Origin of the sequence: Alkalibacillus silvisoli, assembly GCF_039521975.1 — a bacterium.
In the GTDB taxonomy this organism is placed as follows: Bacteria; Bacillota; Bacilli; order Bacillales; family Alkalibacillaceae; genus Alkalibacillus; species Alkalibacillus silvisoli.
In genome coordinates this window covers 219,532-245,026 of record NZ_BAAACZ010000018.1, presented here as the reverse complement: position 1 = coordinate 245,026, position 25,495 = coordinate 219,532, and the positions used below count along the sequence as shown (strand labels likewise).

Here is a 25,495-nt window from a genome sequence, read left to right as displayed (position 1 = left end):
TTCACGAAAGATTATCTTGAATAATTCCACTCATCACTTTCATATTGCTCTTTCATTAACTGATGAACTTCTGCCTCTTGCTCGTCAGTTAACATATATGGTTCAAAATGGACACCTAAACCTTTTTCAAATCCATGGAAGAAGGCTTTCTCCACTTCTCTTATTGACGGTTTACGTTCCATTTCTACTTCCATTGAAGTCGCTTTTTTCTTGAGTAATTGTTTAGCTCTTTCTTTTTTCGATTCATCTGGGTAGACGAACATATCGAATAACTCATCAAAGTTTATACTGATTGGAACTGATCCATGTTGTAAAATTACACCGCGCTGTCTTGTTTGTGCGCTACCTGCAGCCTTCTTTCCATTTAAAACAAGCTCATACCAAGACGGTTCATCAAAACAAACAGCAGACCCTGTTTGATTAAGCTTACCTTCTGGAATTGAGAACTCTGCGTCTAATCCGAGTAATCTATACCCTTCTAATAACCCTTGAGATATTACTTTATAAGCTTCAGTCACTGTCTTGGGCATGTCCGGATGATCCTCAGAAATGACAACACTATAGGTTAATTCATCATCATGTAGCACGGCACGGCCACCCGTTAAGCGACGAACCATGTCAAAACCATATCGTTTGGTATTGTCTGTATGTATTTTACCTTCAACTTTCTGAAAATATCCAAGAGATACACAAGCCGGCTCCCACGTATAAAAACGTAATGTCGGCGGGATCTTCCCTTCACTGTGCCACTTTAATAAACATTCATCTAAAGCCATGTTATAAGCAGCAGAGTTAGCTTTAGAATTAATAAAATACCATGTTCCACTCATTTTTTTGACACACTTTCTAATTTAAAGTTAAATGATGATGTAAGATTATGATTAATAGAAATTTTTGGTATAAACAATTATATGATAACAATAAACATGAAACGTGTAAATTCATGATAAACATAAGATTTACAAATAGGACTTTCATTATACGAACAGGACGTTTGTATGAAAATCATTGCATTTTTCAGTAAATTATATATATCAAAAGAAAAATTACTGAAATTGTGTTATATTATTTTGTATACTTAAGACGAAATATAGCCTCTAAATAGAACGCTCTGTTAAAGTCCGTTGTTGTTATTGTGATTCGCTTTCGGTGGACGCTTTCACCAAAAAGGCACAAGTGCAACATCTGCTCAAACTTCCCTATGGTCATTTGTCGCAGTGTTTTTTTGCCGCAGCACAGCTTCAGGGTCAAACAGCTTCATCGATTAAACATCATAGTGTTTTGCACGAGGAAGCTTACTTCAAAGCGTTACTAGCCCGACTAAAGGTGCATCTAACGGCAGGGAAAACACAGCCTTTAGGGGTCTTAGAGACTCAGCAGAGCTAAATAGAAAAATATGAACTAAGGAGTTTTCACTATGATTGGTGAGCGCGTGAAGAATTATCGCAAGGAAGCTGGCATGACGTTAACACAATTAGCCGATGAAGCTGGTGTAGCTAAGTCATATTTAAGCGCTATTGAACGAAACATCCAGCAAAACCCATCAATTCAGTTTCTAGAAAAAGTCGCTAATGTGCTTAAAATTGACGTGGACTTTTTAATCAAAGACCCAGAACAACAAAAAGATGCTCCACTTGATCGTGAATGGGAACAGTTAGTCATAGATGCGATGGATTCTGGTGTATCAAAAGAAGAGTTCAAAGAGTTTCTTGAATTTAATAAATAGAAGAAGGATCAAGGAAACTGAAATAAGCTGGTTGCAAGGGATCATACTACTCCTCTTACGACCAGCTTTTCTATAACAATTTCGCTTGAACGATGATCCGCTCAGTTGAGTCGATTGTACATGTAATCAGTGTAATCAATGATTCACCTTCCTGAACATCCAAAACAGAAATGTCATCAGGTTCTACTATAAACGTGTCAAACACCTCATACTCATAGTCACCATCATGCGTTTCAACCGTAACACTGTCACCAATATCCACTTCATCCAGTCGGTTGAAAAGACGGCCTGATGTTCGACTACGGTGAGCTGCAATTCCTGTATTGCCTACTTCACCAAAGGAAACAGACTCACCTAACACCCCTGCTCCAACATCTAAGTTTTCATCAGTTGCACCTTGTAACATGGGTAACGTTAAATCTATTCGATCAATGTGAATCAGTCCCAAAACGTCGTCACCAAGTTCTTGGTCATGATTAGATGAAGATTCAGCACCTTCTTCTGCATAAGCTATGCTTTGTTCTTCACTAAACAACCGGTCCAATGTTTGAAAAGATTCGATAAGATCTTGTTCTTGAGAGGTATAATACTGGTTTTCAAGAAAAGGAATCAAGATCACGAAAATACCGACAAACACTAGCAATATACCAAAAAAACGACGCATTTACTCGTCTCCAACTAATCTATTTTTACGCTTTGTTAAATACAAAGCTACACCTGTTAATACTATTAAACCACCTATAATGTAGTAAAAGTAAGGTATTTCTTCACCTGTTTGAGGAAGGATACCACCTGCGACCGCATCTTCACTAGGGGTACCTGGCTCAATAGGCTCAGCATCTGCCCATGTGACAATATTAAACTCTGTCTCTAGTCCTTGAAACTCATTGCCTGACTCCCAAGGGAATTCGGCTAGATATGTGATTTCTTCTTCCTCACCACTAGCTAACATTTTAGGTTCAAATCCTTCAAAATCTGCCAATTGCCCATCAAATATTATGTTCTCTTCTGAGTCATAGACAACTAATTCCAACTGGTTAAACAGCTTCTCTGATCCTTCAGTTTGAATCGCTTCTGTTTGATAATAAAAATCTAATTCGCCGTCATTGATAAGCGTTGAGGTTCTTGTAAAAGTATCCCCCGGTTTAATGTTTGTCACATCAAACAGCACTTCACTAGGTATTGTTGAAATCGATAATGCTTCTTCATCCGTTTCATCTGCATTTACTTGATTTATATGTCCAAAGACTGATGATAAAAACAATGTAAGAACTATTATTTTAGCGATTATAAAATAAGATTTCGCTCTCAATAGAATCACCTTCAATGTTATGGCATTTTGCCACCTAATTTAAGCTGGATTTTCAGCTTTTTCCGTTTGTTTTTCTTTCTTTTTATTGTTTGATTCTAGCTGCGAGATACCTTGCCAAATCGCATAACCAGCATATCCCATTAATAATAACCCTGGTAAAATGAGCATTAACGCTCCACCTAATTGTGACTGAGCAAAGCTTGCAATATAGCCAACGTAAGGGATTGTAAACCCTGTATATTCAGCCACTACATTATCTGAAAGGACTAAATCACGATCTGGGGCATTATTATTATCCCCTTTCGTTTCGTACATGACATTTTCGCCACTTTCAACAACGTCTACAACTCTATGTGTGACTAATCGTTCTTCCTCCATAAAGGTAATAACATCACCTTCAGTAAACCTCGTCATGTCCCCATCCGGTTGAACCGCGATGACTGATCCAGTTTGAAACTCCGGCTCCATTGAACCTGAAAGAACCGTCTTAACTTGATAACCGAAAATTTCTGGCTCACCACCAGATGCTTTTACAGAGATTACTGTTACTGCCATTAGTACAATTGCTGCAATTAAGGTAAAGCTTAAAACACCACTCGTTATTTTTTTTACTGTTTTCATTTTAACCTTCATTACTTCTCACCATCCTCAGACTCATCTTCTGCCTCATCATCAACATCACTGTTTTCTAAATCATCTTGCTTTGACTTTTCGTTGTCTTCTTCATTGTTATCCTCATCTTCTTGCTGGTCATATTTATTTTCATCTTTTGTTTGGTCTTCGTCTTCTTTATTTTGCTTTTCTTCAGGTCGGTCTTCTTCTACTTCATCATTTTCCTTTTCATCTTCTTGATCAGTTGGTTCATCTTCATCTTTTGATTCTTCTTTATTGTCTTCTTTTTCCTCTATAACTTCTTCGATTTCTTCCTCTTCATCTTTTTTGTTGTCTTTATCTTTCTCACTGTTTGCGGCATTACAATTTACACGTACCATCTCGCTCCAAATCTCTTCATGATCACCTTCATAACCTTCCCGTTGAAAAGCTTTGAATTTATAAACACCATTGTCTTCTGCTAAGTACGTTAACTCTATCGTTTCATTTTCCTCAATTATCGGGATTTCTCCCTCATCTATTTTTTCACCTTGTGGGTTGCTAGGGTTTCCATTTTCAACATAATAGACTTCAAATTCACTCGTATCAGCCATATCTGATCCTTCATTTTTGATTTCAACACTGATCTCATGTGGTGCACACTTCTTAATATTTTGTGTGTTATTACCAATGAACACTAATTCACTTTGATCCCACCAATTTTCAGCTGTCGAGATCGAAACGGATGTTTCAGATTGATGACTAAAGTATGCTGATGTTTCAGAAGTCAACAGTGAAGCTGACATCGAAAACGCATAACAAATAATCACAACCTGTATTAACCACTTTGGTTTATAATGTTTTTTTCGATATTTAGCTGTGCGTGTGTATCGTCTCACGCCAACCCCTCCTTATAGGACTAGCTTTATTAATAGTTTACTTCCTATCATCAATTTACGAGTCTTCATATAAATTCATGATAAAAAATAAATAGGTGGAAAGGTGAGAAAAGCTCACCTTTCCAAATGAAGAAAGTATTACTTCTCTTGACCCTCTCCTTGGTATCCTTCAAAAGTCCACTCAAGATCTAACTCAAGATCTTGTAAATTATTTTGAGCTTCACCAGTATCATTAAATCTGAACTGTACATCAAATTCTGCTTTTTCACCAGCAGCGATTCCTGTTACCTCTTCAGGTACATCTTCAAATACTGGATCTACAGTAATCCACTTACCAAATAATGGCCAGACGATCCACTCCCAATACTCATAGCCTTCTTCAGTCATGATTTCTTCAATATTGACTTTGGTAGCTAAATCTTCTGGAGTTAAGTCACGTAAATCCTTTAGTGATACTTCAAATAGAACTTTATAGTCTTCATCACCTGTTGTATTTTTCAGAAACTGAACGTAAAGCTGTTCAGCATACTCATCGGCCAAATCACTTCCAACTTCATGACCTTGAGAATCTCTTACTGTGTAATCAGTATTAAGGTCAACATGAGCGATATCAAGACTTCCATTATTAAGTAGTTCAAAATCTCTTGGCATCCAGTCCCCAGGTTTAATATTCTCCATAGGAACTTGGATTTCAGGGTCAACATCTAAGGTTATAGTCCCTGATGCAAACGTATTAGTTTGCTCCGCAGTGTCACTAAAATACGCAAATGTCCCTCCCCCTACTAATGATAGTCCTAGCGCACCTGCTAGAACGCCTGCTCCTAACTTCTTCTTAATACTCATAAAATAAGTTCCTCCTCTTTCTACCCCCAACATGAGGTAAATAATTTTTATATTTTAACGAGATCCCCATAATGAGAATCCCATTAATAACAGATCGAATACTTTTTAAGTTATGTCTATAATTCTTTAATAAGAACTTCAACAACAAAAATGTTCGTTATTAAGAATGTAATTCACAGTATAGACTTGTTTTCCATTTTTGCAAAGTTCCAAATTTACTGAAATATTCTAAATAAAGAACAAATCCGGGGATTTGTGCTATATAAAACATAATTTTCTTATTTTTTCTTAATTTTATTCTATTTAACGAACAATAATGCAAAAAATAAAAAGTTTCATAGATATTTAGACCTAAAAAAAGCCCTGTACTTAGAGAATTGTTCTCTAAGTACAGGGCTTTCCCTTATTAATTAATTAAATTTAGTCTGCTCGATTCTTTTGCTGTCTTAACGAAGCTAGCTCGTCTTCAATGCGGGTTAATGATTTTTCTAGCATGGTCACATTACCACCGTTTGCTTCTAATTTATCTAGATCACCTTGAATTCGAATATAATCCATCTTTAATTGATCAATTTGTGCTTGGATTTCTTCTTTTGTCATTTGAATCACTCCATTTAAAAGATCAACTATATTGTAAACCTTATGAGAGTTTCCCTGCAATTCAAGTGTCTTTCTGTCACAAAATTTTTTAAACTCGTTACTCCTTCACCAGATCTGTAGTTACTTTTAATTAACTCCAATTAACTAATTTAATTTTTTTCCAAAAAGTGAGTTGCAATTTTCAGAAAAGGAGTATATAATTTTAAAGGTAATTAAAGGAAAAAGGAGGTCGCGAAAATGATGAGCCAAGACAAAAAAGTAACGAACACAATTTTATATGATTCAATTGTCGTGACCTTGCCGGGGTATGCCTTTAATTAGTGAATGATTATTAATTAAATGACCGCAAAGTCGCGCATGTTATACACATGTTGCGACTTTTTTATGTTATGCACACTTAGGCTTTTAGGGGGCTAAGTGTGTTTTTTGTTTTCAGGAGGTGTTTAAAGATGTTACGAATTTCATTTGAATATTTCAATAAAAAGAAAGGTGTGAAGAAGATGGTTCAAATTAAGTTTCAATTATTTAATAAAAATAACCGTATTGACGGCGGTTAGCTAAAGAGAGAAGAAATGAGGTGTATTAAATGATCGCTGTATTTAGAAAGTTATCTTGGTATTTTAAAGAACAATGGCTTCGCTACACATTAGCGGTGACGGCATTAATTATTGTGAACATTCTTGGCGTTATTCCACCGATGCTACTTGGTGAAGTGATTGATCTAATTCAATATAATCAGCTAACGACTGAAAGGTTTTATGAATTATTAGCTATATTTATAGGTTTAACGCTTGTTATATATGTCGTTTCATTTTATTGGGACTATACGTTGTTTGGCCGTGCTTTTTTACTGGAGAAAAAGATGCGTTCCAAGTTGATGGATCATTTTATGCGAATGACGCCAACGTTTTTCGGTCGTTATCGGACTGGTGATTTAATGGCTAGAAGTACCAATGATTTACGAGCAATCATGGTGACAGCAGGCTTTGGGATTTTAACTTTAGTCGATGCGACGATCTTTATGTTTTTAATTGTAATGGTGATGGCGATGATGATTAATTGGCATTTAACTTTAGCGGCTTTAATTCCTTTACCAATCATGGCTTTATTAATACAAAAGTATGGTCGAGCGATTCATGAGAGGTTTACTAAGGCTCAATCTGCGTTTAGTGATTTAAATAATAATTCACTTGAATCGATTCAAGGGGTAAGGGTGATTCGCGCCTTTGTTCAAGAAAAGCGAGATGAAGAGCAATTTAATGCTCAAACAGAAGAAGTGTTTTTGAGGAATATTGAAGTGGCTAAAATGGACGCTTTATTTGAACCGACGATTAAAGTATTAGTTGGAATGGCTTATACAATTGGGTTAGGTTATGGTGCGTATTTAGTCATTCAAGGTGTCATTACCATTGGGCAACTGGTTACTTTCAACGTTTATTTAGGTATGTTAATTTGGCCGATGTTTGCTATGGGTGAGTTAATTAATGTGATGCAAAGAGGAAATGCATCACTTGAGAGAACTGATGAAGTGCTTTCACATGAACCAGATGTCAAAGAGCCAAAACACGCAGTCAATATACCTTCTCTTAAGACGATTAGTTTTAATCAGATTAGTTTTAGTTATCCACAGGTTGACTCAAATCAGTTAAAAGAAATTAATCTAGAAGTTAAACAAGGAGAGACGATTGGCGTTGTTGGGAAAACAGGTGCTGGGAAAACAACCTTAATCAGACAATTGTTAAGAGAATACCCACCTGCAGAAAATGGTATTGTGAAGGTGAATGATGTCCCGATTGAACAAATTCCATTATCTTTGACGCGAGATTGGATTGGTTACGTTCCTCAAGACCATATTTTATTTTCAAAAACGGTTCGTGAAAACATTTTATTCGGGGATGTAAATGCACCCGATCAAGAAATTTACCGGATTTTAGAATTAGCTTCTTTACGTGAAGATATTGCACAATTACCTGATGGTTTAAATACGGTTGTTGGCGAAAGCGGTGTGACACTTTCTGGCGGACAGAAACAGCGTGTATCCTTAGCAAGAGCCCTTGTTAAAGACCCAGAGTGCCTCATATTAGATGACTCACTATCAGCTGTCGATGGTCAAACCGAATCGAAAATCATCAAACACTTAAAAGAAGAACGTTCTACTAAGACGACAATCATTGCTGCTCACCGCTTATCGGCAGTTAAGCATGCAGATCAGATTATCGTATTAGAAGACGGTGAAATCACTGAACACGGTAATCACGACCAATTAATGAAACAAAGGAATTGGTATTTTAAACAATATGTCAAACAGCAAATGGAAAGGGGCGAATAGTATGAAACCCGTATCAACTGAAAAGCGCCTTTTTCATTATGCTTTACAGTATAAAAAGACAATTATCATTGGAATTATTTGTCTAATCGTCGCGGTTGCGATGGAGTTAAGTGGACCGTTAATTGCTAAGAAAATTATTGATGACCATATAGTTGGCGTAGCTAATCATTATGTTATGACAGATGAACAGACTGGTGCAATTGAATTTGAAGGCGAGTATTACACTAGACTTGAACGTTATGATTCGATTGATGATGAAAAAGTGGTGACTTTATTTCAAGATGGATTATCTTTCTTCTTATTAGATGAAGAAGTACCACTTAATGCGAGATATATAGAAGATGACGGTACTACTTTTGTCTTTGAAGTCGACCAAAATGAATTAGTTGTAACTGGTCAAACTTTAACGACAAGTGAATTATTTCATTTCTTCCAACCAGAAGTGAGCTCGATTGCTGCTTGGTTGGGGCTATATTTAGGTTTGATTCTTGCTTCATCAGTATTTCTTTATTATAAAACTTACTTATTACAGTATGCGTCAAATCGAATTATACAAACGATGCGAAAAGATGTGTTCAGTCATATTCAACGCATTCCGATTCCTTACTTTGTTGATCAACCAGCAGGTAAGATTGTCGCACGCGTGACAAACGATACAGAGGCGATTAAAGAACTGTATGAGAAGGTTTTAGAGGTGTTTGCATCTGGATTCATTTATATGTTTGGTATTTTCATTGCTTTATTTATTTTAGATGCAAGGTTGGCGATGATCTGCTTAGTACTTGTGCCATTTATTGTGGTATGGATGTTAGTTTACAGGAAAATTGCCGGACATTATAATCATGAAATCCGTGAAACGAATAGCCGAATAAATGCGAATATTAATGAGTCGATTCAAGGTATGTCGATTATTCAAGCGTATAATCAAGTTGATCGAATGACAGGTGAGTTCGAGGAATTAAACCAATACCATTACCGCTATCAAAAGAAAATGAATACGTTTACGGCATTTACTTCATTTAACTTGGTGGACTTTTTTAGAAATGTTGCTTTTGTTGTATTTATTATGTACTTCGGTGGGATTTCGCTAGATGGTACTGGGATCGTTACAGCAGGTGTACTTTACGCTTTTGTTGATTATTTGACTCGGTTATTCGAGCCAGTCAACCAAATCGTTAGTCAGTTAGCTCAACTGGAACAATCAAGAGTTGCTGGTAAAAGAGTGTTTGAACTGTTAGATGAAGATGGTGAAGAAGTCGATGAGAAACCGATTACGAGATACGATGGTTATGTGGAATTTGATCAGGTTTCCTTTGCTTACGAAAAAGATGATTATGTCTTAAAGGATTTATCTTTTTCAATACAACCTGGTGAAACAGCTGCTTTTGTCGGGCATACGGGTTCTGGTAAAAGTACGGTTATGAATCTATTATTCAGATTTTACGACCCATCTAAAGGACGTATATTAATCGATGGTAAGTCAATTAACGAATTATCGAGGCAACAAGCTAGAAGTCATATTGGCATTGTGCTGCAGGATCCATTCATATTTACTGGAACGATTATTTCAAACATCACGATGAATGACCCCCGCGTTAGTCGTGATGATGCGATTAATGCCCTAAAAGCAGTCGGTGCTGATCGTTTTATTGAGCAGTTACCTAACAAGTATGATGAGCCGGTTAAAGAAAAAGGGGCTGAGTTTTCTACTGGACAAAGACAGTTGTTATCGTTTGCTAGAGCACTTGCTTTTGACCCAGCTATTTTAATTCTTGATGAGGCGACAGCTAATATCGACACCGAGACAGAAGCCATGATCCAAGAAGCATTGAAAGTATTGAAGAAAGGAAGAACAACACTAGTCATTGCTCACCGTCTTTCAACGATTCAAGATGCAGATCAAATCTTCGTGTTAAAGCAAGGTGAGCTAATTGAGAAGGGCACGCATCAGACACTCTTACAAGAACAAGGTGAATACTTTAAGATGTATGAAATGCAATTAGGAGCTAAAGAGTCATATGCCTCCTCGTAAGGGTGTTGCCTTCCTTTCAAAAATGCACAAAGACTTTTGTTAAAGGAGTACTCCAACCTTTAAGTTAGAATGTGTTAACCCCTAAAATAGAAAAACAGAACCTCCAAATATGGAGGTTCTGTTTTTCATTTATTTTCAAATATGAAATTTTCTCTTAACCTATTTGTTTATAAAACTTCCTTAAATTTAATGATGAAAAACAAAATTCCGTAATGGAAGCTCCTGCATTTCCTCACTACCTTTTACTTCATAATTGATTTCTAAATAGTCTAGGTCAAATTGATAGTTAGATTCACGAAGGGTCACTTTAAAGACGAGCGTTGTTGTATGTTCACTCATATCAAATGAATTAATACGCTCATATTCACCCACAACCTCCCGCATTTCGGGGCTAAATCCATAATATAGGTCTGTTTCATTATTTGGGTCGATAAACAGTTCAATGTGAATCGATTCATCATTTTCACTCAAGACAGTACCGTCATCTTTAATAATCTCTATATCTTGAACTGTTGGCATCTCATCACCAGTCCACTTTAGCTGTTTCCCAATATAAATATCATGATAGTCTTCAAACAAACTAGCATGGGCACCCGTATGACTAATATGAAGGAATTCACCACTTGAACTATTAGCCTCGACTGCTAAGTATCCCATTGTACCTGAGGTCAAAAGAAAAGTTGTCAGTAATAGCCACTTATACTTATTCATTTATGACACCTCGAATATCATTTTGTATCTCTTATTCTATTATATGGCTATTTAATAAATTCTATACATTTCGTCATAATCCTTCTTTTATCCTAGTACTTTTCCTTTCCAATATGAAAAGATGACGTGCGCTGCCACTCGGCTTGTCATATTGCGAAAGTCGATCGTTGGGTCAATTTCAACAATGTCGATTGCATTGACTTTATCATGTTGGGCAGCTTTTTCCACCGCTTTCATTAACGTATAGCTATCCATTCCACCTGGTCCAATGGCTGGACAACCTGGTGCATAGGCCTGGTCTAGAACATCCATATCAACAGAAAGGTAGATCAAGTCCACTTTATTCTCTAATATTTTTAAAGACTTTTCGATCAGGTCACTGATCCTATTCTCATAGACATCTTCCATCGTATAGACTGTGACACCTTGTTCGTTCACGTAATCATCATAGCCTTTCGCATTCGTGAAATCGCGAATGCCAATTTGTACGATGTGTTCACCTTTTAACACACCTCTTTCAATTGACCTGCGAAAAGGTGTCCCATTCGTTGGACCACCGTCCTCTAAATTGCGTAAATCGTGGTGTGCATCGAACTGAATGACACCAATTGTGCCGTACTTTTCATGATGCGCTTTAATAGACGGGAAGCTTACAGAATGATCGCCACCTAAGACGATTAACTGCTCCGCTTCTTCTTGTTCTAATACTGACTTAGTTGCGTGATAAATTCTTTCTTGAGATTCCACGATGTCAGTCGGGTGCATGTCAACATCGCCAAAGTCTGTGACATGATTTTCATTAAAGTCATGGCTTATTTCTTTAGAGTAAGTCGAATAACTTCCCATCGCTTGACGAATCGCACTTGGGGCAAATGCTGCACCCGAGTGACTAATTGACGGTTTTGATAAAGGAGCACCGATTAAGCCGTAGCGCCTTTTTTGACCGTCTGAATCTACTAAAAGCTCATTCATTTTCGTCACATATGAATCTTTGAAAACTGCTTTTCCTGCTGGTTTTAAATAGTTAGTCAATGAGACCACCTCGCACGTAAAGCTTCTTGCCTGATTTTAAGACAGTATTGACGTGGTTCACGCCGTAATGGTACGGAATGTATTTATAATTCGGTGCATCCCAAATGACGATATCAGCTTGGCGTCCTTCTTTAATTTTACCGGCAACATCACCGCGATTTATAGCATGAGCAGCATTTGTTGTCACCGCATACCAGATCTCTTCTGGAGTCATGCGCATCTTTAGTGCTGCTAATGACATGATGAGCTGAATGTTTTCAGTTACGGAACTACCTGGGTTGAAATCGGTTGAGATCGCAATCGTTGCACCCGCTTCAATCATCTCACGCGCCCGCGCAAAGTCCCCTTTACCTAAATAAAAGATCGTGCCTGGAAGCAAAACGCCAATTGTATCTGAGTTGGCTAGCCGTTCAATTCCTTCATCTGTTGCAACAGCTAAATGATCACCTGATTTCGCACCTAATTCAACTGCTAATTGCGTCCCACCTAACGGGTCAATTTCATCAGCATGCAATTTCACATCAAAGCCATATTCCTTCGCCTTGTTTAAATAGCGGCGCGACTGTTCCACGGTAAACACACCCGTCTCTGTAAAAATATCAACGAATTCCGCTAATTCTTCTTCTTTAATTACCGGAAACATCGCTGCCATTTCATCAAGTAATGCATCAGGGTTTTCTTTATAATCTTTCGTAATTGCATGCGCCCCTAAAAAGGTGGATACAACATCAAGTGGGTGATCTCTTCCGACTTGATTGGCAACACGCAGCTGCTTAAGCTCTGTTTCACGGTCCATTCCGTACCCACTTTTCGCCTCCACTGTCGTAATGCCATAGCTTGCCATACGATCAAGGTGAAACATTGCTTTATTATAAAGGTCTTGTTCTGATGTTTCACGAGTTGCCTTTACTGTCGATAAAATTCCGCCGCCTTGCTTTAAAATATCTAAATAAGGCACACCTTGTTGCTTAAGCGCCATCTCATGCTCACGCGAACCACCAAATACAAGGTGTGTGTGCGGTTCGACAATACCAGGTGTAACGAGTTTACCTTCACAATCGACCCTCTCTTCTGCTGACTCATTTTCAAGTTTAGATGTAGGTCCAATCTTACTCACTTTCCCGTCTTCAATAAGGATTGCATAATTTTCATAGACAGGTAGATTGTTCATATCTTGACCGCGAACTTGACCTTCGTATTGATCCATCGTTAATAATTGCCCAATATTATATAAAAGTGTTGCCATAATCGTTGCCTCCTCTTTTAGTTTCCGTTCAGAATTGGGCGAACGCTCTAATAATGTAGGCGTTCGCTCTATTAATTAGGGTTTCGATCAAATAATTGGATTATCGCTCTATTATAAGGATTTTCGCTCATTAATTAGAAATGTCGCTCTAATACCGAGATTTCGCCCAATTAATTAGGCGTTCGCCTGAAAAAATAGATTTTCGCCTGAATAAATTAAATTTCGCCCGATTATCTTATTTTTCGCCTGAAAAATCACGATTTCGCCCGATTCCCAAATAATCAGGCGAAAACTATCAATCTAGTAACGGAATGTTGACACCTTTTTCCCGAGCGGTTTCTTCAGCTAGTTCATAACCCGCATCAACATGGCGCGCAACTCCCATACCCGGGTCAGAAGTTAAAACTCGATCTAAGCGTTCTCTAGCATCATCAGTCCCATCTGCAACAATCACCATTCCTGCGTGTAAAGAGTACCCCATACCAACACCACCACCATGGTGTACGGATACCCAACTAGCACCATTAACACTATTAATCAGTGCATTTAAAATTGGCCAATCAGCAACAGCGTCACTGCCATCTTTCATAGCTTCTGTTTCACGGTTTGGTGATGCAACTGAACCTGCATCTAAATGGTCGCGCCCAATGACAATTGGTGCTGATAATTTGCCAGATGCAACCATGTCGTTAATAATCTTTCCGAACCTGGCACGCTCACCATAACCTAACCAACAAATTCGCGATGGTAACCCTTGAAATGCGACCTGCTCACGCGCCATACGAATCCATTTACATAAGTGCTTATTATATGAAAACTCGCGTAATAACACTTCATCAATCTTATAAATGTCTTCTGCCTCGCCTGATAATGCTGCCCAACGGAAAGGTCCTTTACCCTCACAAAATTGCGGGCGAATGAACGCAGGGACAAATCCAGGAAAATCAAAGGCATCTTCAAGCCCTTCATCATAAGCTTCTTGTCGAATGTTATTGCCGTAATCAAACGTCACAGAGCCAGCCTTTTGTAAATCAAGCATCGCCTCGACATGCTTTTTTATGGATTTCCGTGATAACGCTAAATAGTCATCAGGATTTGACTCTCTTAACTCCTCCCCTTCTTCTAAAGAGTAACCTGCCGGCAAGTAACCATTTAACGCATCATGTGCAGATGTTTGGTCCGTAACTAAATCTGGTGTCACTCCTCGTTTAACTAACTCGGGTAAAACATCAGCAGCATTGCCTAAAAGCCCAATTGAAAGAGGTTCACCTTTTGCCTGTGCATCCTTCGCCATCTCTAACGCTTCGTCTAACGAATCTGTCATCTTGTGTAAATAGCGATGATCAATCCGGCGCTTAATCCGCTTTTCATCAACTTCAATCGCAATCACAACACCGTCATTCATCGTGACAGCTAATGGTTGCGCACCACCCATACCACCTAAACCGGCTGTTACCGTTAACGTTCCTTTTAAAGTACTATCAAAATGTTGACGACCCGCTTCAGCAAATGTTTCATAAGTCCCTTGCAGGATGCCTTGCGTGCCAATATAAATCCAGCTACCTGCCGTCATTTGTCCATACATCATAAGACCTTTTCTCTCTAATTCGCGGAAATGTTCCCAATTAGCCCAAGCCGGAACTAAATTTGAATTCGCTAACAACACACGTGGTGCATCCTTGTGCGATTTGAAGACTGCAACTGGTTTTCCAGATTGAACGAGCAACGTTTCATCCTCATCTAACTCTTTCAACGTCTTGACAATCGCTTCATAACTCTCCCAATTACGTGCTGCCTTTCCAATACCGCCGTAGACGACTAGTTCATCTGGATTTTCCGCTACTTCAGGGTCCAAGTTATTCATTAACATCCTAAGTGCCGCTTCTTGTACCCACCCTTTCGTATTCAATTCACTTCCGCGTGGCGCGCGAATTTTTTTAACACCTTCTACCATAATTAGCTCCTCCTCTTATTCTATTTAAGCGAGTATAAATGCAATTGGTGTCGCAATAATAATCGTTAAAATGACTCTTTCAATATAGATGATTACTAATCTTGAAATTCTTACTGGAATCTCAGTCGATAAGATACAAGGGATCGATGCTGAGAAAAATAAAATCGAAGAAATTGACGTCACACCCACCACAAACTTTGTAACAAAAGAAGCTTCAGCGACTAATAATGCTGGTAAAAACATTTCTGCTATACCGATTGCTGCTGCCTTAGCTGCTAACAACGGTTCAGGAATTTGAAGTAAAGCTGTAAATGGATAGAAGATATACCCCAGTACATCAAACGTCGGCGTTAGTTCAGCCAATAGTAAACCAATTAAACCGACTGATAATATTGAAGGTAATATGCTCATCACCATAACAAGCCCATCTTTTAAATTCACCCATACATTTTTCCCTAATGATGGTGCTTGCTCGGCCACTTTAATCCCCTCAGCCCATGCTTCTTTAAAAATATTACCTTTTTTCTTCTCCTCTTGAACTGGTTCAGCACCTTGGTAATACGTGTCTTCCTCACTACGTAATGGCCAAATTCTGACTGAAATAGCTGTTACGATAAACGTTATGAGTAAAGACGTCCAAAAAAACGTATTCCATATATCCATAAACCCTAGAGTAGTCGCAACAACAATCATGAACGTTGCTGACACAGTCGAAAAGCCGGTTGCAATAATCATGGCTTCTTTTGCTGTATATTTACCTTCTTTATAGACACGATTTGTGATCAGTAATGCAATCGAGTAACTTCCTGCAAATGATGCAAAAGCGTCTATAGCTGATCGGCCTGGCGTCTTAAAGATCGGCCTCATAATAGGCCTTAATAAAACACCGATAAACTCTAGTAATCCATAGCCAACAATAAATGCTAGGAATATTGCACCAATCGGCACTAAAATACCAACAGGAATAACTAAACTTTCAAGTAAAAATGGCCCAATATTAGGGTCGAACAATACATTAGGGCCAATTTCGGCAATTAACATAATTGCTACAATCAAACCTAATACTTTTAACAGCGAAAATACTGTCGTTACAGTATCTTTGTTCCATTCTTTTTTATAAAATGGATAAATTGCACCAGCCAAAATGACAATAAGCGCATAATATGGCACTATATCTGGAAACGTTGTACGAATCCAAGTGACGATATGATCTAACGGTATCGTTGATTGATCACCAATCGTGATCGGAATAAAAAACATAAACAAACCAATACTGCTGAACAAAATTAACTTCACAAACGTCATAGCATTTACGTTTTGATTCATAAAGATCCCCTCCTAAATAAACATATGCTTATCCAAGGGACCTTCATGTTTGGTTAATCAATTTTGTGAAACAGGCTTTTCTGAACTATCTTGCAACCAATGCGTCAATGCTTCAATGTCATTTGAAAAGGCACGGTCTTGGGTAATACTTGGTACGACTTCACGTGCTTTTTCGTAAAGTTGTTGTGTTGCTAAGGCCATTTTATGAATGCCTCTTACTTCTACAGCTTCTGTAGCACAAATTAGTTCAATAGCTACAACGCGCCTTACATTTTGTACGATTTGATTCGCATGTCTTGCCCCAATTGTTCCCATGCTGACGTGATCTTCTTGATTAGCCGATGAGGGAATAGAGTCAACACTTGCTGGGTGGGCTAATGTTTTATTTTCAGAAACGAGAGAGGCTGCTGTGTATTGCATAATCATAGCGCCTGATTGTAAGCCAGGTTCTGGACTTAAGAATGGGGGTAAGTCATTAAGTTGTGGGTTCACCAACCTTTCAATTCGTCTTTCTGAAATATTGGCAACTTCCGCCATACCAATCTTCAATAAATCCATTGCAATTGCAATCGGTTGACCATGGAAATTCCCACCTGATAGCACTTCTCCTTCATCCGTAAAAATAAGCGGATTATCTGTTGCTGCATTGATCTCGATTTCTAGTTTTTCTTTAACGTAGTCTAACGTTTGCCAAGATGCACCGAGCACTTGCGGAATACAGCGAATCGAATAAGCATCTTGCACGCGCCTTTCTCCTTGTCTTGTTATTAGTTGACTCCCTTTCAAATAACCCTGCATCCTTAAAGCAACTTGTATTTGCTCTTGATGCCCACGTGCTTGATGAATTTTAGAATCAAAGGCCGAGATGATGCTTTCTAGTCCCTCCATTGTCATCGCAGCTATTTGTTCAGATTGTAAAAGGGTTTCTTCTGCCTCTAAATAAGTCAAAACGCCGACTGCTGTCATCGCCTGTGTACCATTAATTAAAGCTAGCCCTTCTTTTGCTTTTAGTGTTATAGGTTCAAAACCTTTTAAAGGCAAGACCTCACTTGCCTTCTTCCTTTCACCTGCTTCATTAAACACTTCTCCTCGACCAAGTAAGACGAGTGCTAAGTGTGCTAATGGTGCGAGGTCTCCACTTGCCCCTAGTGAGCCTTGAGAAGGAATTACAGGAGTAAGCCCTTTGTTTAAAAGCTCGACTAATTTCTCAATGACAACTAATCGAACACCTGAATAGCCCTTAAGTAAGGCATTAGCACGTAATAGCACCATCGCGCGGCTTACACTTTTAGAAAATGGCTCTCCTACACCACATGCATGCGAGTAAATTAGATTCATTTGTAATTGATCTAAATCTTCTTCATCAATCTCAACATCACTAAATTTACCAAAACCTGTATTAATCCCGTAAATGACATCATGCTTATCTACTGCTGTTTCAACCATCTCTCTACTTTCCATCACACTTTGAATCGCTTCATCTGAAATGGTAACGGTTTCAAAATGATGTACAACGCGCTTAATTTCTTCCAAAGTCAAATGATGTCCATTAAGCTCCAAACAACCACCTCCATTAGACATAAAAAAGGGACTTATCCTTGAAAAAGCATTCAAGAATAAGCCCCCTATTATCTCATCACTCATGGGCATAAATTATATATGATTAATACCTAACCCTGCTGTCTCATGTTCAAGGCCTCGAATAGGTGCGCCTATTGTGCCGTATAAAGCAACGGCAACCCATTCACCTTCATCCTCATTAGCATATGGCTTCCCTCGAACGACAGCAAATCGTAAACCAACTGTACGCATCACATCACCTAATTGAACTTGACCTCGCGTAACACCTTGCACCGCTTCTAAAATAGCATGATAAAGTGCATGCATTTCCCGGTAAAGCTTTTCCTTAATAATGTGATTGCGTTTAGCTGCTGTTTCAATGGCTGAAACAACCTTTTGTAAATCCATTGATCCTGTTTTACCTAAACAATACTGATAAGTTAACTGCTCCATATCGGATTTCAACTCTTCTAACTCATCGCTACTAGCTAAAACTAATTGAAGAGCTTGCTTTCCGATCCCTTTGTTCTGTTGTTCAACCATATTAACACCATCATTTCTCAATCACTTATCAAAATTGTAAAACAATTCTGGCAATGTGTCAATATAGCTCACTCTATAATATGCCTGTACTTAACTTTTATGCCTTAGGGTTATGAGTTGGGTCCCAAGGGAAATCAGCGCCGAACTTCTCTGCTAATGTTTTAGACTGTTCACGACGTTTCTTACGATATTGCGCACGTTCTTCAGCGCCTTCGTTCAACCATTTCTCCTCTTCTGACTCCGGATAGACTGATGGTACTTTAGTCGGCTTACCATCATCGCCAACCGCCACCATCGTTAAAAAGGCAGTCGTACAAACATGACGCTCTCCTGTTAATAAATTTTCCGTTATTGCTTTAACGAACACTTCCATCGATGTATTGCGCGTCCAAGTGACGAACGCTTCTAAACAAATCGTACTGCCTTCATGCACGGGTGCTAAGAAGTCTACTGAATCAGTAGATGCGGTAACGACTGGCATACGTGCATGACGTGTTGCCGCAATCGCTGCCACATCGTCCATATATGCCATCAATTTACCACCGAACAATGTTCCATGACTGTTCGTATCTGGAGGTAGTACATGTGAGTTTTTTACAGTCAATGAATGAATACATGGCTTTGCTTCCATTGTGTCACCTTACTTTCATAATTATTCTGGTTGTTTTAACCTTTGTTGAATTTGACAATAGTATACCATCTCGCGTGTCTCTTTTCACTTCTCATGCGTGTGGGGTGAAGGTACAGACGTCAAATGGAAAAAGAGTCACTGCAAAATAAAACCAGTCGAAATTGTTATCAAACTCCGACTGGCTTTAATCGTGATTTATTGAGCAACCCTTAATTAATCATCCTTCTTTTTGATCCCTTGTTCTTCTGCTAATTTTTTAGCGACTTTAACTGAATCCCAAACAGGTGGTAATAGTAGGATGGATACAGGTACTGCTGAGACCACAATAAAGTTCTGTAACATACCAATACTATCGCCACTACCATCTCCAATTGCGATTAGTGCGACTGCAATTGCACCAAACATAATTGCCCAGAATACACGGACATATTTGCTCGGTTCATCATTACCTGTTACTGAAACGGCTGATGCATAAGACATTGAGTCTGCAGTTGTAGCAACGAAGATAACAGTTACGATTAAGAAACCGAATGCAATTAATGTTCCAAGTGGTAGTTGGTTTAAAATCGCAGCCACAGCCGCTTCTTGCCCGACTTCAGCTAGCGGAACTGAAACGCTCTCAGGGTTTTGGATTTCAAACCATACACCCGAACCACCAATCGTTGCAAACCAGAAATTACTCACAATTGGTGCCATAAGCGCTACAGCTACTACGAGTTCACGAATCGTACGACCGCGTGAGATTCTGCTGATGAAGATCGCCATCATTGGGCCAAATCCGATAAACCAACCCCAGAAGAAGATGGTCCACCAGCTTAACCACTCTTCATCACCGCGCGTTAAGCTCATCATTAAGTAATTCTGTAATTGGAAAGCTTCTGCAGCAACGAAGGCATCTAGGATGAACATCGTCGGACCAACAATTAAAATAATAACCATTAATACTACTGCGAAACTTACGTTAAATCGGCTAAGTAATTGAATTCCTTTATCGACACCTGTAATCGCTGAAATCGTTGCGATCGTTACTAGAACGACGATAAATGAGATTTGTGTAAATAAGGTGCTAGGTATACCAAATAGGTCTTCAAATGCATAAGCAGCTTGTAACCCTAAGAAACCAATAGCTCCTATTGTACCTGCTGCGACTGCAATAATCGACGTAACATCTGCTAGAACTCCCCATATATTAAAGCGTTTGAACACTTTGTCACCCAATAATGGATAAAGCATTGTTCTTGGTTTTAAAGGCATTCCTTTATGATAGTGTGAATACATGATGACAATGGTTGCTACTGTACCTAAAATTGCCCAAGCAGAGAATCCCCAGTGAAAGAATGCTTGTGACATACCTGGTACAACACGATCCCATTCACTCATACCATCAGTTGCGAATAATGGCGGGGTATCGATATAGTGTGATATAGGTTCACTAGCCGCCCAAAACACACCACCAGAAGCTAGTAACGTTGTTAAGATCATCGCTACCCAACGGAAATTACCATACTGTGGTTCTTCTTTATTACCTAAACGAACACGTCCATAACGTGAAAACATCAAAATCAAGCTGACAATCAATGTGGCTAACATTAACAGTTGCCAAAATAAACCGAAATACTTAGCTGAAAAATCAAATGAAGCCTCTACCGTCTCGGATGCGAAATCTGGTGTAAAAAATGCTAATACTAAAAATAAAAGCAAGAATCCTCCACTAATTGCAAACGGACCCCATTGTGTTCCTGTTCCTAAGTACTCATCGGTATAATACTTTTTCTTCATTCTTTTCCTCCCATAAACTGTTATATAATTGTCCGAATGAGTTTTTAAACCTTATTAATCATCTATTATAAGGTTTACGCACAATTAGTTTTAAATTGTAGTTCAAACAGACATAATTCGTCAAAATTTTTCTATGGCCACAATCTGCTAAAATTAAACGAATTTTAAAGGCATTATACCCTCACATCATAATTCTAAACTTATTTAGCCCTTAATCATGTTATTTGCAACTTTTTAAAATTTATTATAATTGATATGAACCCATTCATTTGAAAGACATTTTGTTTCAGATTAGACTTAAAGTGGATATTGAGTAAAGGAGTTTTGACATTGGACCAACTACAAGAAGCAATCCGTTTAAAAAATGAAGGAAATTTGAAAGAAGCACAACCTCTCTTAGCTGAGTTAGCAAATGAACATAAAGAGGATCAGAAAGTTTTATTAGTAGCAGCAGAAGTACACGAAAAGCTTGAGCTCTTCCCACAAGCGATTACATTTTACCAACAAGCATTAGAATTTGATTTAAACGAAGAATATCGAAAGAAAGCACTTTTACACCTTGGCATTTCTTATCGTGCAGTTGGGCTTTATGAACAAGCACGTGAGACGTTAGAAGTTGGAATGAGTGAATTTCCAAGTTCAAATCCATTCTATATTTATTTTGCGATGACTTTATATAACTTAGGTGATTCTGATTTAGCAATGGAGATTATGGCACAAAAACTGATCGAGACAACGAAGGATAGTGAATTAATCAATCACCGAGGCTTAATTGAATTTTACGCAAGCTGCCTTGATGAGACTTTTAATTAAAAGCACTGTAAAAGTGGTGGGCGATTTCTGATGATTAGGGTCCGTCATCTTATTAATTTGGTTTTCGCTCTATTATCGGAGGGGTTCGCTCAAATATTAAGATTCCCGCTCATTTATCATGAATTTCACTCGATAAATAAATTAACGCCCGGCATAAAAATTTAAAAACCGGGCGTTTATTTTACACTTCTAATTTAGCTTTCAATTTATTTAACATATCTTCTGTCATTCGGTTGATATCGTAATCAACGTTAAAGCCCCACTCTTCTTTTGCTTTAGCTGCATCTATTGAGTTTGGCCAGCTATCAGCAATCGTCTGTCTAACTGGGTCTACTTCATAGTCTAAAGTAAATTCAGGAATATGCTTTTGAATAGCATCTTCAAAATGTTCAGGTGCTGCACTCATTGCTGTCACATTGTATGCATTTCGGTTCACAAGCTTAGATGGATCAGCTTCCATTAAGTCAATGATTGCTTTAACAGCATCTGGCATGTACATCATATCCATATGAGTCCCTTTAGAAATATAAGATGTATATTGCTTATTCTTAAGAGCTTCATAATAAACTTCAACAGCATAATCTGTTGTACCTCCACCAGGCTCTGTCACATAAGAGATTAAACCTGGGAAACGTACACCACGAGTATCAACACCGTAACGCTTAAAGTAATAATCACATAATAATTCACCAGCTACTTTGTTGACACCATACATCGTATTGGGACGTTGAATCGTCAGTTGTGGCGTTAAATCCTTTGGTGTTGTTGGCCCAAATGCACCAATTGAACTTGGTGTGAAGAGTTTTGCGTCTAATTCACGAGCAACTTCTAACGCATTCATTAAACCATTCATATTTAAATTCCAAGCTAATTGTGGATTACTCTCTGCTTTAGCTGATAATAATGCTGCTAAATGAATAACCGTATCGACTTGGTGTTTATTAGCGAGATCGTGAATTTCTTGAGCTTGCATGACATCTAGTGTCTCAAACGGACCTTCTGTTACAACTGGGCTATCTACCTCACGAATATCTGTTGCAATAATATTATCTGTACCATATTGTTCACGCAAAGCCATCGTAAGTTCTGAACCAATTTGGCCTAACGAACCTGTCACTAATACTTTTTTCATTGTAATAGTTCCTCCTGTTCCCCTCTTAAGCTCTTAGATAACGCCCATTTCTTTACCGACTTTTTCATAAATCTTAATCGCGTCATCTAACATTTCCTTTGTATGAGCTGCTGTTGGCATATTTCTTACGCGTCCTGTACCTCTTGGAACTGTTGGGAACACGATCGCTTTTGCATAAACACCTTCTTCATTTAGACGTTTACTAAATTGCTGTGACGTCTTCTCATCACCAATGATACATGGCGTTATTGGCGTTTCACTATCCCCAATATCAAAGCCTAAACCTTTTAAACCTTCTTTTAAGTAGTTGCCATTTTCCCACATCTTGTCATAAAGCTCTGTTGATTCCATGAGTAGATCAATAGCTTTAGTTGATGCTGTTACATCTGCAGGTGATAAAGATGTAGAGAACAAGAATGGTCTTGAGCGAACTTTAAGCCAGTCGACTAATTCTTGTTTACCAGCAACGTATCCACCTACAACACCAATTGCTTTAGATAGCGTACCCATTTGGAAATCAATTTGATCTTGAAGTCCGAAATGTTTAACCGTACCTGCACCTTTACCTAAAACACCTGAGCCGTGAGCATCATCTACATAAGTGATCAAGTCAAATTCTCGAGCAACCTCTACGATTTCAGGTAATTTAGCGATGTCGCCGTCCATTGAGAAGACACCATCGGTAATAACCATCACTTTATTGTATTGACCAGATTCTGTGGCTTCTTTCGCCTTTTGACGAAGGTCTTCCATATCATTGTGGCCATAAGGAATGATTTTTGCTTTTGATAAACGGCAACCATCAATGATTGAAGCATGGTTTAAAGCATCAGATAAAATCGCATCATTCTTGTCCATAACAGCGGAAATAGCTGCCATATTACAGTTGAACCCTGATTGATAAGCAATCGCGCTCTCTGTACCTTTGAATTCCGCAATTTTCTCTTCTAACTTAACGTGTAAGTCTAATGTACCGTTAATCGTACGAACAGCACCAGCACCTACTCCGTGAGAATCTACTGCTTTACTCGCCACTTCCTTAAGCCGTTCGTCAGTGGCTAAACCGAGATAGTTATTAGATGAAAGGTTAATTAGTTTTTGGCCATTGATTGTAATAACAGGGCCATTAGCACCTTCTACTGGGTCAATTTCATTATAAAGTCCTTGGTCTTTTAATTCTTGTAAATTTTCATTTAAAAAACGATCTAAAGTTTCGCTAGGCATAATATTACCTCCTAATATGATATAGTCATCTAGTTTTCCCCATTAGTATCATAACATGTTTTGACATAATTCGTAACGTTATATTCAAGGTGTCATGATTTTCTTAATTATTTTATAAAATTGATACATCTATGACTATTCACTGTCTAAAATGGTGAATTTAAAAGTGATGAGTTCTTCATTATTTTACAACTAAGAAAAGCAATAGGAGCGGTTCATGATGCGGCTTAATTTTCCCTACTTATTAAAATGGTTCACTTTAATAGCAGTGATCACATTTACACTTCATGCTTGTTCAGCTGAAAAGGACGAACAAATTAATAACTTAACATCTCAAGTTGAGGAGTTAGAGGAGCAATTAGAGATTGCTGAAGAAGAAAAAAGTGAATTAAAACAGCAGTTGAGCGAATATGATGTGAACATTGAAGAGATGAATGACGAATTAGAAGAAAAGGAAGAAGAATTAAAAGACCAAGAATCTAAAATAGACGAATTGACTAAACAGTTAGAAGAGGCTAAACAGAGTGCTTCACGCTCAGGATCAAAACAAGTGTTTTTAACATTTGATGATGGTCCCTCTAAAGTCACACCAAAAATATTAGATATTTTAAAAGAACATAATATACCCGCTACTTTCTTTGCAATCGGACAATCAGTAGAGGAATACCCGCATTACACCAGGCGTGCTCAAGAAGAAGGACATAAAGTATTGCCACACTCACATTCACACGATTATTCTATTTATTCAGATTTAGACTCCTTTTACGATGATTTTTATCAAGCTAAAAATCAGATTGAAGAAGTATTGGATCAAGAAATACCACCATACTTTCGGTTTCCAGGTGGTGCTACCAATCAAGTGTCTACTGATTACGGTGGAGATCAAATTATGGCTAAAATAACTGAAGATGTTAAGGAAAGAGGTTATTATTATTTTGATTGGAATGTTTCTTCTAATGATGCCAATCATGAAGAAGTAGATGCTTTAGACATTTATAATAATGTCGTAGCTACAACAGGTGAACAAGATTTCGCTGTTGTATTATTCCATGATTCTCCAACTAGCCATAGTACAGCAGAGGCCTTGCCTAGAATCATTGATTATTATGAAAGTGAAGGATATGAGTTTCGGACGTTTCAAGATCTAACAGAAAAAGATTTAAATAAGATGAAGGAACTAAATATAGCTAACAAAACTATATATTAAACCAT

At 38.1% G+C, this 25,495-nt stretch carries 23 protein-coding genes; 5 read left to right on the top strand and 18 right to left on the bottom strand.

Going from position 1 to position 25,495, the window contains the following annotated elements:
- Window positions 1–11: 11 nt before the first annotated feature.
- The gene (locus tag ABDZ63_RS12005) at window positions 12–830 is read right to left on the bottom strand and encodes a lipoate--protein ligase family protein (RefSeq protein ID WP_343783763.1); all 819 of its coding nucleotides are present in this window, start codon (window positions 828–830) and stop codon (window positions 12–14) included.
- 587 nt (window positions 831–1,417) lie between these two features.
- Between ABDZ63_RS12005 and ABDZ63_RS12000 the strand changes: the two genes are divergently transcribed.
- Window positions 1,418–1,726 (top strand): helix-turn-helix domain-containing protein, encoded by a 309-nt coding sequence (locus ABDZ63_RS12000; protein ID WP_343783762.1) that lies wholly within the window; start codon window positions 1,418–1,420, stop codon window positions 1,724–1,726.
- Between the two features lie 70 nt (window positions 1,727–1,796).
- On the opposite strand, the gene ABDZ63_RS11995 is transcribed toward ABDZ63_RS12000, so the two are convergent.
- The 6 genes from ABDZ63_RS11995 to ABDZ63_RS11970 all read right to left on the bottom strand — a co-directional run bounded on the left by ABDZ63_RS11995 (window position 1,797) and on the right by ABDZ63_RS11970 (window position 5,971).
- Entirely contained in the window at window positions 1,797–2,390 is a 594-nt protein-coding gene (locus tag ABDZ63_RS11995; RefSeq protein ID WP_343783761.1) for a class D sortase, read from the bottom strand.
- Entirely contained in the window at window positions 2,391–3,047 is a 657-nt protein-coding gene (locus ABDZ63_RS11990; RefSeq protein ID WP_343783760.1) for a TasA family protein, read from the bottom strand. It abuts the gene before it with no gap.
- A 30-nt stretch (window positions 3,048–3,077) separates the two neighbouring features.
- Entirely contained in the window at window positions 3,078–3,671 is a 594-nt protein-coding gene (gene sipW / locus ABDZ63_RS11985; protein WP_343783759.1) for a signal peptidase I SipW, read from the bottom strand.
- A complete protein-coding gene (gene tapA, locus ABDZ63_RS11980) occupies window positions 3,671–4,528 on the bottom strand; it encodes an amyloid fiber anchoring/assembly protein TapA (protein ID WP_343783758.1) in 858 nt (285 codons plus the stop codon). Before tapA ends, sipW begins: the two co-directional genes overlap by 1 nt.
- Window positions 4,529–4,666: 138 nt before the next feature.
- On the bottom strand, window positions 4,667–5,371 hold the full coding sequence (locus tag ABDZ63_RS11975; RefSeq protein WP_343783757.1) for a TasA family protein: 705 nt from the start codon (window positions 5,369–5,371) through the stop codon (window positions 4,667–4,669).
- Between the two features lie 420 nt (window positions 5,372–5,791).
- On the bottom strand, window positions 5,792–5,971 hold the full coding sequence (locus tag ABDZ63_RS11970; protein ID WP_343783756.1) for an SE1832 family protein: 180 nt from the start codon (window positions 5,969–5,971) through the stop codon (window positions 5,792–5,794).
- Window positions 5,972–6,557: 586 nt separating this feature from the next.
- On the opposite strand from ABDZ63_RS11970, the gene ABDZ63_RS11965 reads away from it, so the two are divergent.
- Window positions 6,558–8,300 (top strand): ABC transporter ATP-binding protein, encoded by a 1,743-nt coding sequence (locus ABDZ63_RS11965; RefSeq protein ID WP_343783755.1) that lies wholly within the window; start codon window positions 6,558–6,560, stop codon window positions 8,298–8,300.
- A 1-nt stretch (window position 8,301) separates the two neighbouring features.
- A complete protein-coding gene (locus ABDZ63_RS11960) occupies window positions 8,302–10,332 on the top strand; it encodes an ABC transporter ATP-binding protein (protein WP_343783754.1) in 2,031 nt (676 codons plus the stop codon).
- Between the two features lie 186 nt (window positions 10,333–10,518).
- Here the strand turns inward: ABDZ63_RS11960 and ABDZ63_RS11955 are convergent, their stop codons facing one another.
- From ABDZ63_RS11955 to ABDZ63_RS11915, 9 genes are all read right to left on the bottom strand, one after another.
- On the bottom strand, window positions 10,519–11,043 hold the full coding sequence (locus tag ABDZ63_RS11955) for a hypothetical protein (protein WP_343783753.1): 525 nt from the start codon (window positions 11,041–11,043) through the stop codon (window positions 10,519–10,521).
- Between the two features lie 87 nt (window positions 11,044–11,130).
- Window positions 11,131–12,075, bottom strand: a complete 945-nt coding sequence (hutG, locus tag ABDZ63_RS11950; RefSeq protein ID WP_343783752.1) for a formimidoylglutamase — start codon at window positions 12,073–12,075, stop codon at window positions 11,131–11,133.
- Window positions 12,068–13,324 carry an imidazolonepropionase gene (gene hutI, locus ABDZ63_RS11945; RefSeq protein WP_343783797.1) on the bottom strand — a complete coding sequence of 419 codons (1,257 nt, stop codon included), beginning with the start codon at window positions 13,322–13,324 and terminating at the stop codon, window positions 12,068–12,070. Before hutI ends, hutG begins: the two co-directional genes overlap by 8 nt.
- 292 nt (window positions 13,325–13,616) lie before the next feature.
- Window positions 13,617–15,275 carry a urocanate hydratase gene (gene hutU, locus ABDZ63_RS11940; RefSeq protein WP_343783751.1) on the bottom strand — a complete coding sequence of 553 codons (1,659 nt, stop codon included), beginning with the start codon at window positions 15,273–15,275 and terminating at the stop codon, window positions 13,617–13,619.
- A 24-nt stretch (window positions 15,276–15,299) separates the two neighbouring features.
- Window positions 15,300–16,601, bottom strand: a complete 1,302-nt coding sequence (locus ABDZ63_RS11935; RefSeq protein WP_343783750.1) for a YjiH family protein — start codon at window positions 16,599–16,601, stop codon at window positions 15,300–15,302.
- 57 nt (window positions 16,602–16,658) lie between these two features.
- Window positions 16,659–18,182, bottom strand: coding sequence for a histidine ammonia-lyase (gene hutH, locus ABDZ63_RS11930; RefSeq protein ID WP_343783749.1), 1,524 nt, complete (start codon window positions 18,180–18,182; stop codon window positions 16,659–16,661).
- A gap of 72 nt (window positions 18,183–18,254) precedes the next feature.
- On the bottom strand, window positions 18,255–18,704 hold the full coding sequence (hutP, locus tag ABDZ63_RS11925) for a histidine utilization transcription antiterminator HutP (RefSeq protein WP_343783795.1): 450 nt from the start codon (window positions 18,702–18,704) through the stop codon (window positions 18,255–18,257).
- 97 nt (window positions 18,705–18,801) lie between these two features.
- Window positions 18,802–19,335 carry an acyl-CoA thioesterase gene (locus tag ABDZ63_RS11920; RefSeq protein WP_343783748.1) on the bottom strand — a complete coding sequence of 178 codons (534 nt, stop codon included), beginning with the start codon at window positions 19,333–19,335 and terminating at the stop codon, window positions 18,802–18,804.
- Between the two features lie 213 nt (window positions 19,336–19,548).
- A complete protein-coding gene (locus tag ABDZ63_RS11915) occupies window positions 19,549–21,114 on the bottom strand; it encodes a BCCT family transporter (protein ID WP_343783747.1) in 1,566 nt (521 codons plus the stop codon).
- Window positions 21,115–21,444: 330 nt separating this feature from the next.
- On the opposite strand from ABDZ63_RS11915, the gene ABDZ63_RS11910 reads away from it, so the two are divergent.
- The gene (locus ABDZ63_RS11910) at window positions 21,445–21,927 is read left to right on the top strand and encodes a tetratricopeptide repeat protein (protein WP_343783746.1); all 483 of its coding nucleotides are present in this window, start codon (window positions 21,445–21,447) and stop codon (window positions 21,925–21,927) included.
- A gap of 181 nt (window positions 21,928–22,108) precedes the next feature.
- Here the strand turns inward: ABDZ63_RS11910 and ABDZ63_RS11905 are convergent, their stop codons facing one another.
- Complete coding sequence (locus tag ABDZ63_RS11905) at window positions 22,109–23,059, bottom strand: L-threonine 3-dehydrogenase (protein WP_343783745.1); 951 nt, start codon at window positions 23,057–23,059, stop codon at window positions 22,109–22,111.
- Between the two features lie 33 nt (window positions 23,060–23,092).
- Window positions 23,093–24,283, bottom strand: coding sequence for a glycine C-acetyltransferase (locus ABDZ63_RS11900; RefSeq protein ID WP_343783744.1), 1,191 nt, complete (start codon window positions 24,281–24,283; stop codon window positions 23,093–23,095).
- A 220-nt stretch (window positions 24,284–24,503) separates the two neighbouring features.
- On the opposite strand from ABDZ63_RS11900, the gene ABDZ63_RS11895 reads away from it, so the two are divergent.
- The gene (locus tag ABDZ63_RS11895) at window positions 24,504–25,490 is read left to right on the top strand and encodes a polysaccharide deacetylase family protein (protein ID WP_343783743.1); all 987 of its coding nucleotides are present in this window, start codon (window positions 24,504–24,506) and stop codon (window positions 25,488–25,490) included.
- The last annotated feature ends 5 nt before the right edge of the window (window positions 25,491–25,495 follow it).

What these genes read in the sequence shown, in the direction of transcription:
- ABDZ63_RS12005 (WP_343783763.1), bottom strand. Translation starts at nt 830, where the DNA reads ATGAGTGGAACATGGTATTTTATTAATTCTAAAGCTAACTCTGCTGCT.
- ABDZ63_RS12000 (WP_343783762.1), top strand. Translation starts at nt 1,418, where the DNA reads ATGATTGGTGAGCGCGTGAAGAATTATCGCAAGGAAGCTGGCATGACG.
- ABDZ63_RS11995 (WP_343783761.1), bottom strand. Translation starts at nt 2,390, where the DNA reads ATGCGTCGTTTTTTTGGTATATTGCTAGTGTTTGTCGGTATTTTCGTG.
- sipW (WP_343783759.1), bottom strand. Translation starts at nt 3,671, where the DNA reads ATGAAGGTTAAAATGAAAACAGTAAAAAAAATAACGAGTGGTGTTTTA.
- ABDZ63_RS11975 (WP_343783757.1), bottom strand. Translation starts at nt 5,371, where the DNA reads ATGAGTATTAAGAAGAAGTTAGGAGCAGGCGTTCTAGCAGGTGCGCTA.
- ABDZ63_RS11970 (WP_343783756.1), bottom strand. Translation starts at nt 5,971, where the DNA reads ATGACAAAAGAAGAAATCCAAGCACAAATTGATCAATTAAAGATGGAT.
- ABDZ63_RS11965 (WP_343783755.1), top strand. Translation starts at nt 6,558, where the DNA reads ATGATCGCTGTATTTAGAAAGTTATCTTGGTATTTTAAAGAACAATGG.
- ABDZ63_RS11960 (WP_343783754.1), top strand. Translation starts at nt 8,302, where the DNA reads ATGAAACCCGTATCAACTGAAAAGCGCCTTTTTCATTATGCTTTACAG.
- ABDZ63_RS11955 (WP_343783753.1), bottom strand. Translation starts at nt 11,043, where the DNA reads ATGAATAAGTATAAGTGGCTATTACTGACAACTTTTCTTTTGACCTCA.
- hutU (WP_343783751.1), bottom strand. Translation starts at nt 15,275, where the DNA reads ATGGTAGAAGGTGTTAAAAAAATTCGCGCGCCACGCGGAAGTGAATTG.
- ABDZ63_RS11935 (WP_343783750.1), bottom strand. Translation starts at nt 16,601, where the DNA reads ATGAATCAAAACGTAAATGCTATGACGTTTGTGAAGTTAATTTTGTTC.
- hutH (WP_343783749.1), bottom strand. Translation starts at nt 18,182, where the DNA reads ATGTCTAATGGAGGTGGTTGTTTGGAGCTTAATGGACATCATTTGACT.
- hutP (WP_343783795.1), bottom strand. Translation starts at nt 18,704, where the DNA reads ATGGTTGAACAACAGAACAAAGGGATCGGAAAGCAAGCTCTTCAATTA.
- ABDZ63_RS11920 (WP_343783748.1), bottom strand. Translation starts at nt 19,335, where the DNA reads ATGGAAGCAAAGCCATGTATTCATTCATTGACTGTAAAAAACTCACAT.
- ABDZ63_RS11915 (WP_343783747.1), bottom strand. Translation starts at nt 21,114, where the DNA reads ATGAAGAAAAAGTATTATACCGATGAGTACTTAGGAACAGGAACACAA.
- ABDZ63_RS11905 (WP_343783745.1), bottom strand. Translation starts at nt 23,059, where the DNA reads ATGAAAAAAGTATTAGTGACAGGTTCGTTAGGCCAAATTGGTTCAGAA.
- ABDZ63_RS11900 (WP_343783744.1), bottom strand. Translation starts at nt 24,283, where the DNA reads ATGCCTAGCGAAACTTTAGATCGTTTTTTAAATGAAAATTTACAAGAA.
- ABDZ63_RS11895 (WP_343783743.1), top strand. Translation starts at nt 24,504, where the DNA reads ATGCGGCTTAATTTTCCCTACTTATTAAAATGGTTCACTTTAATAGCA.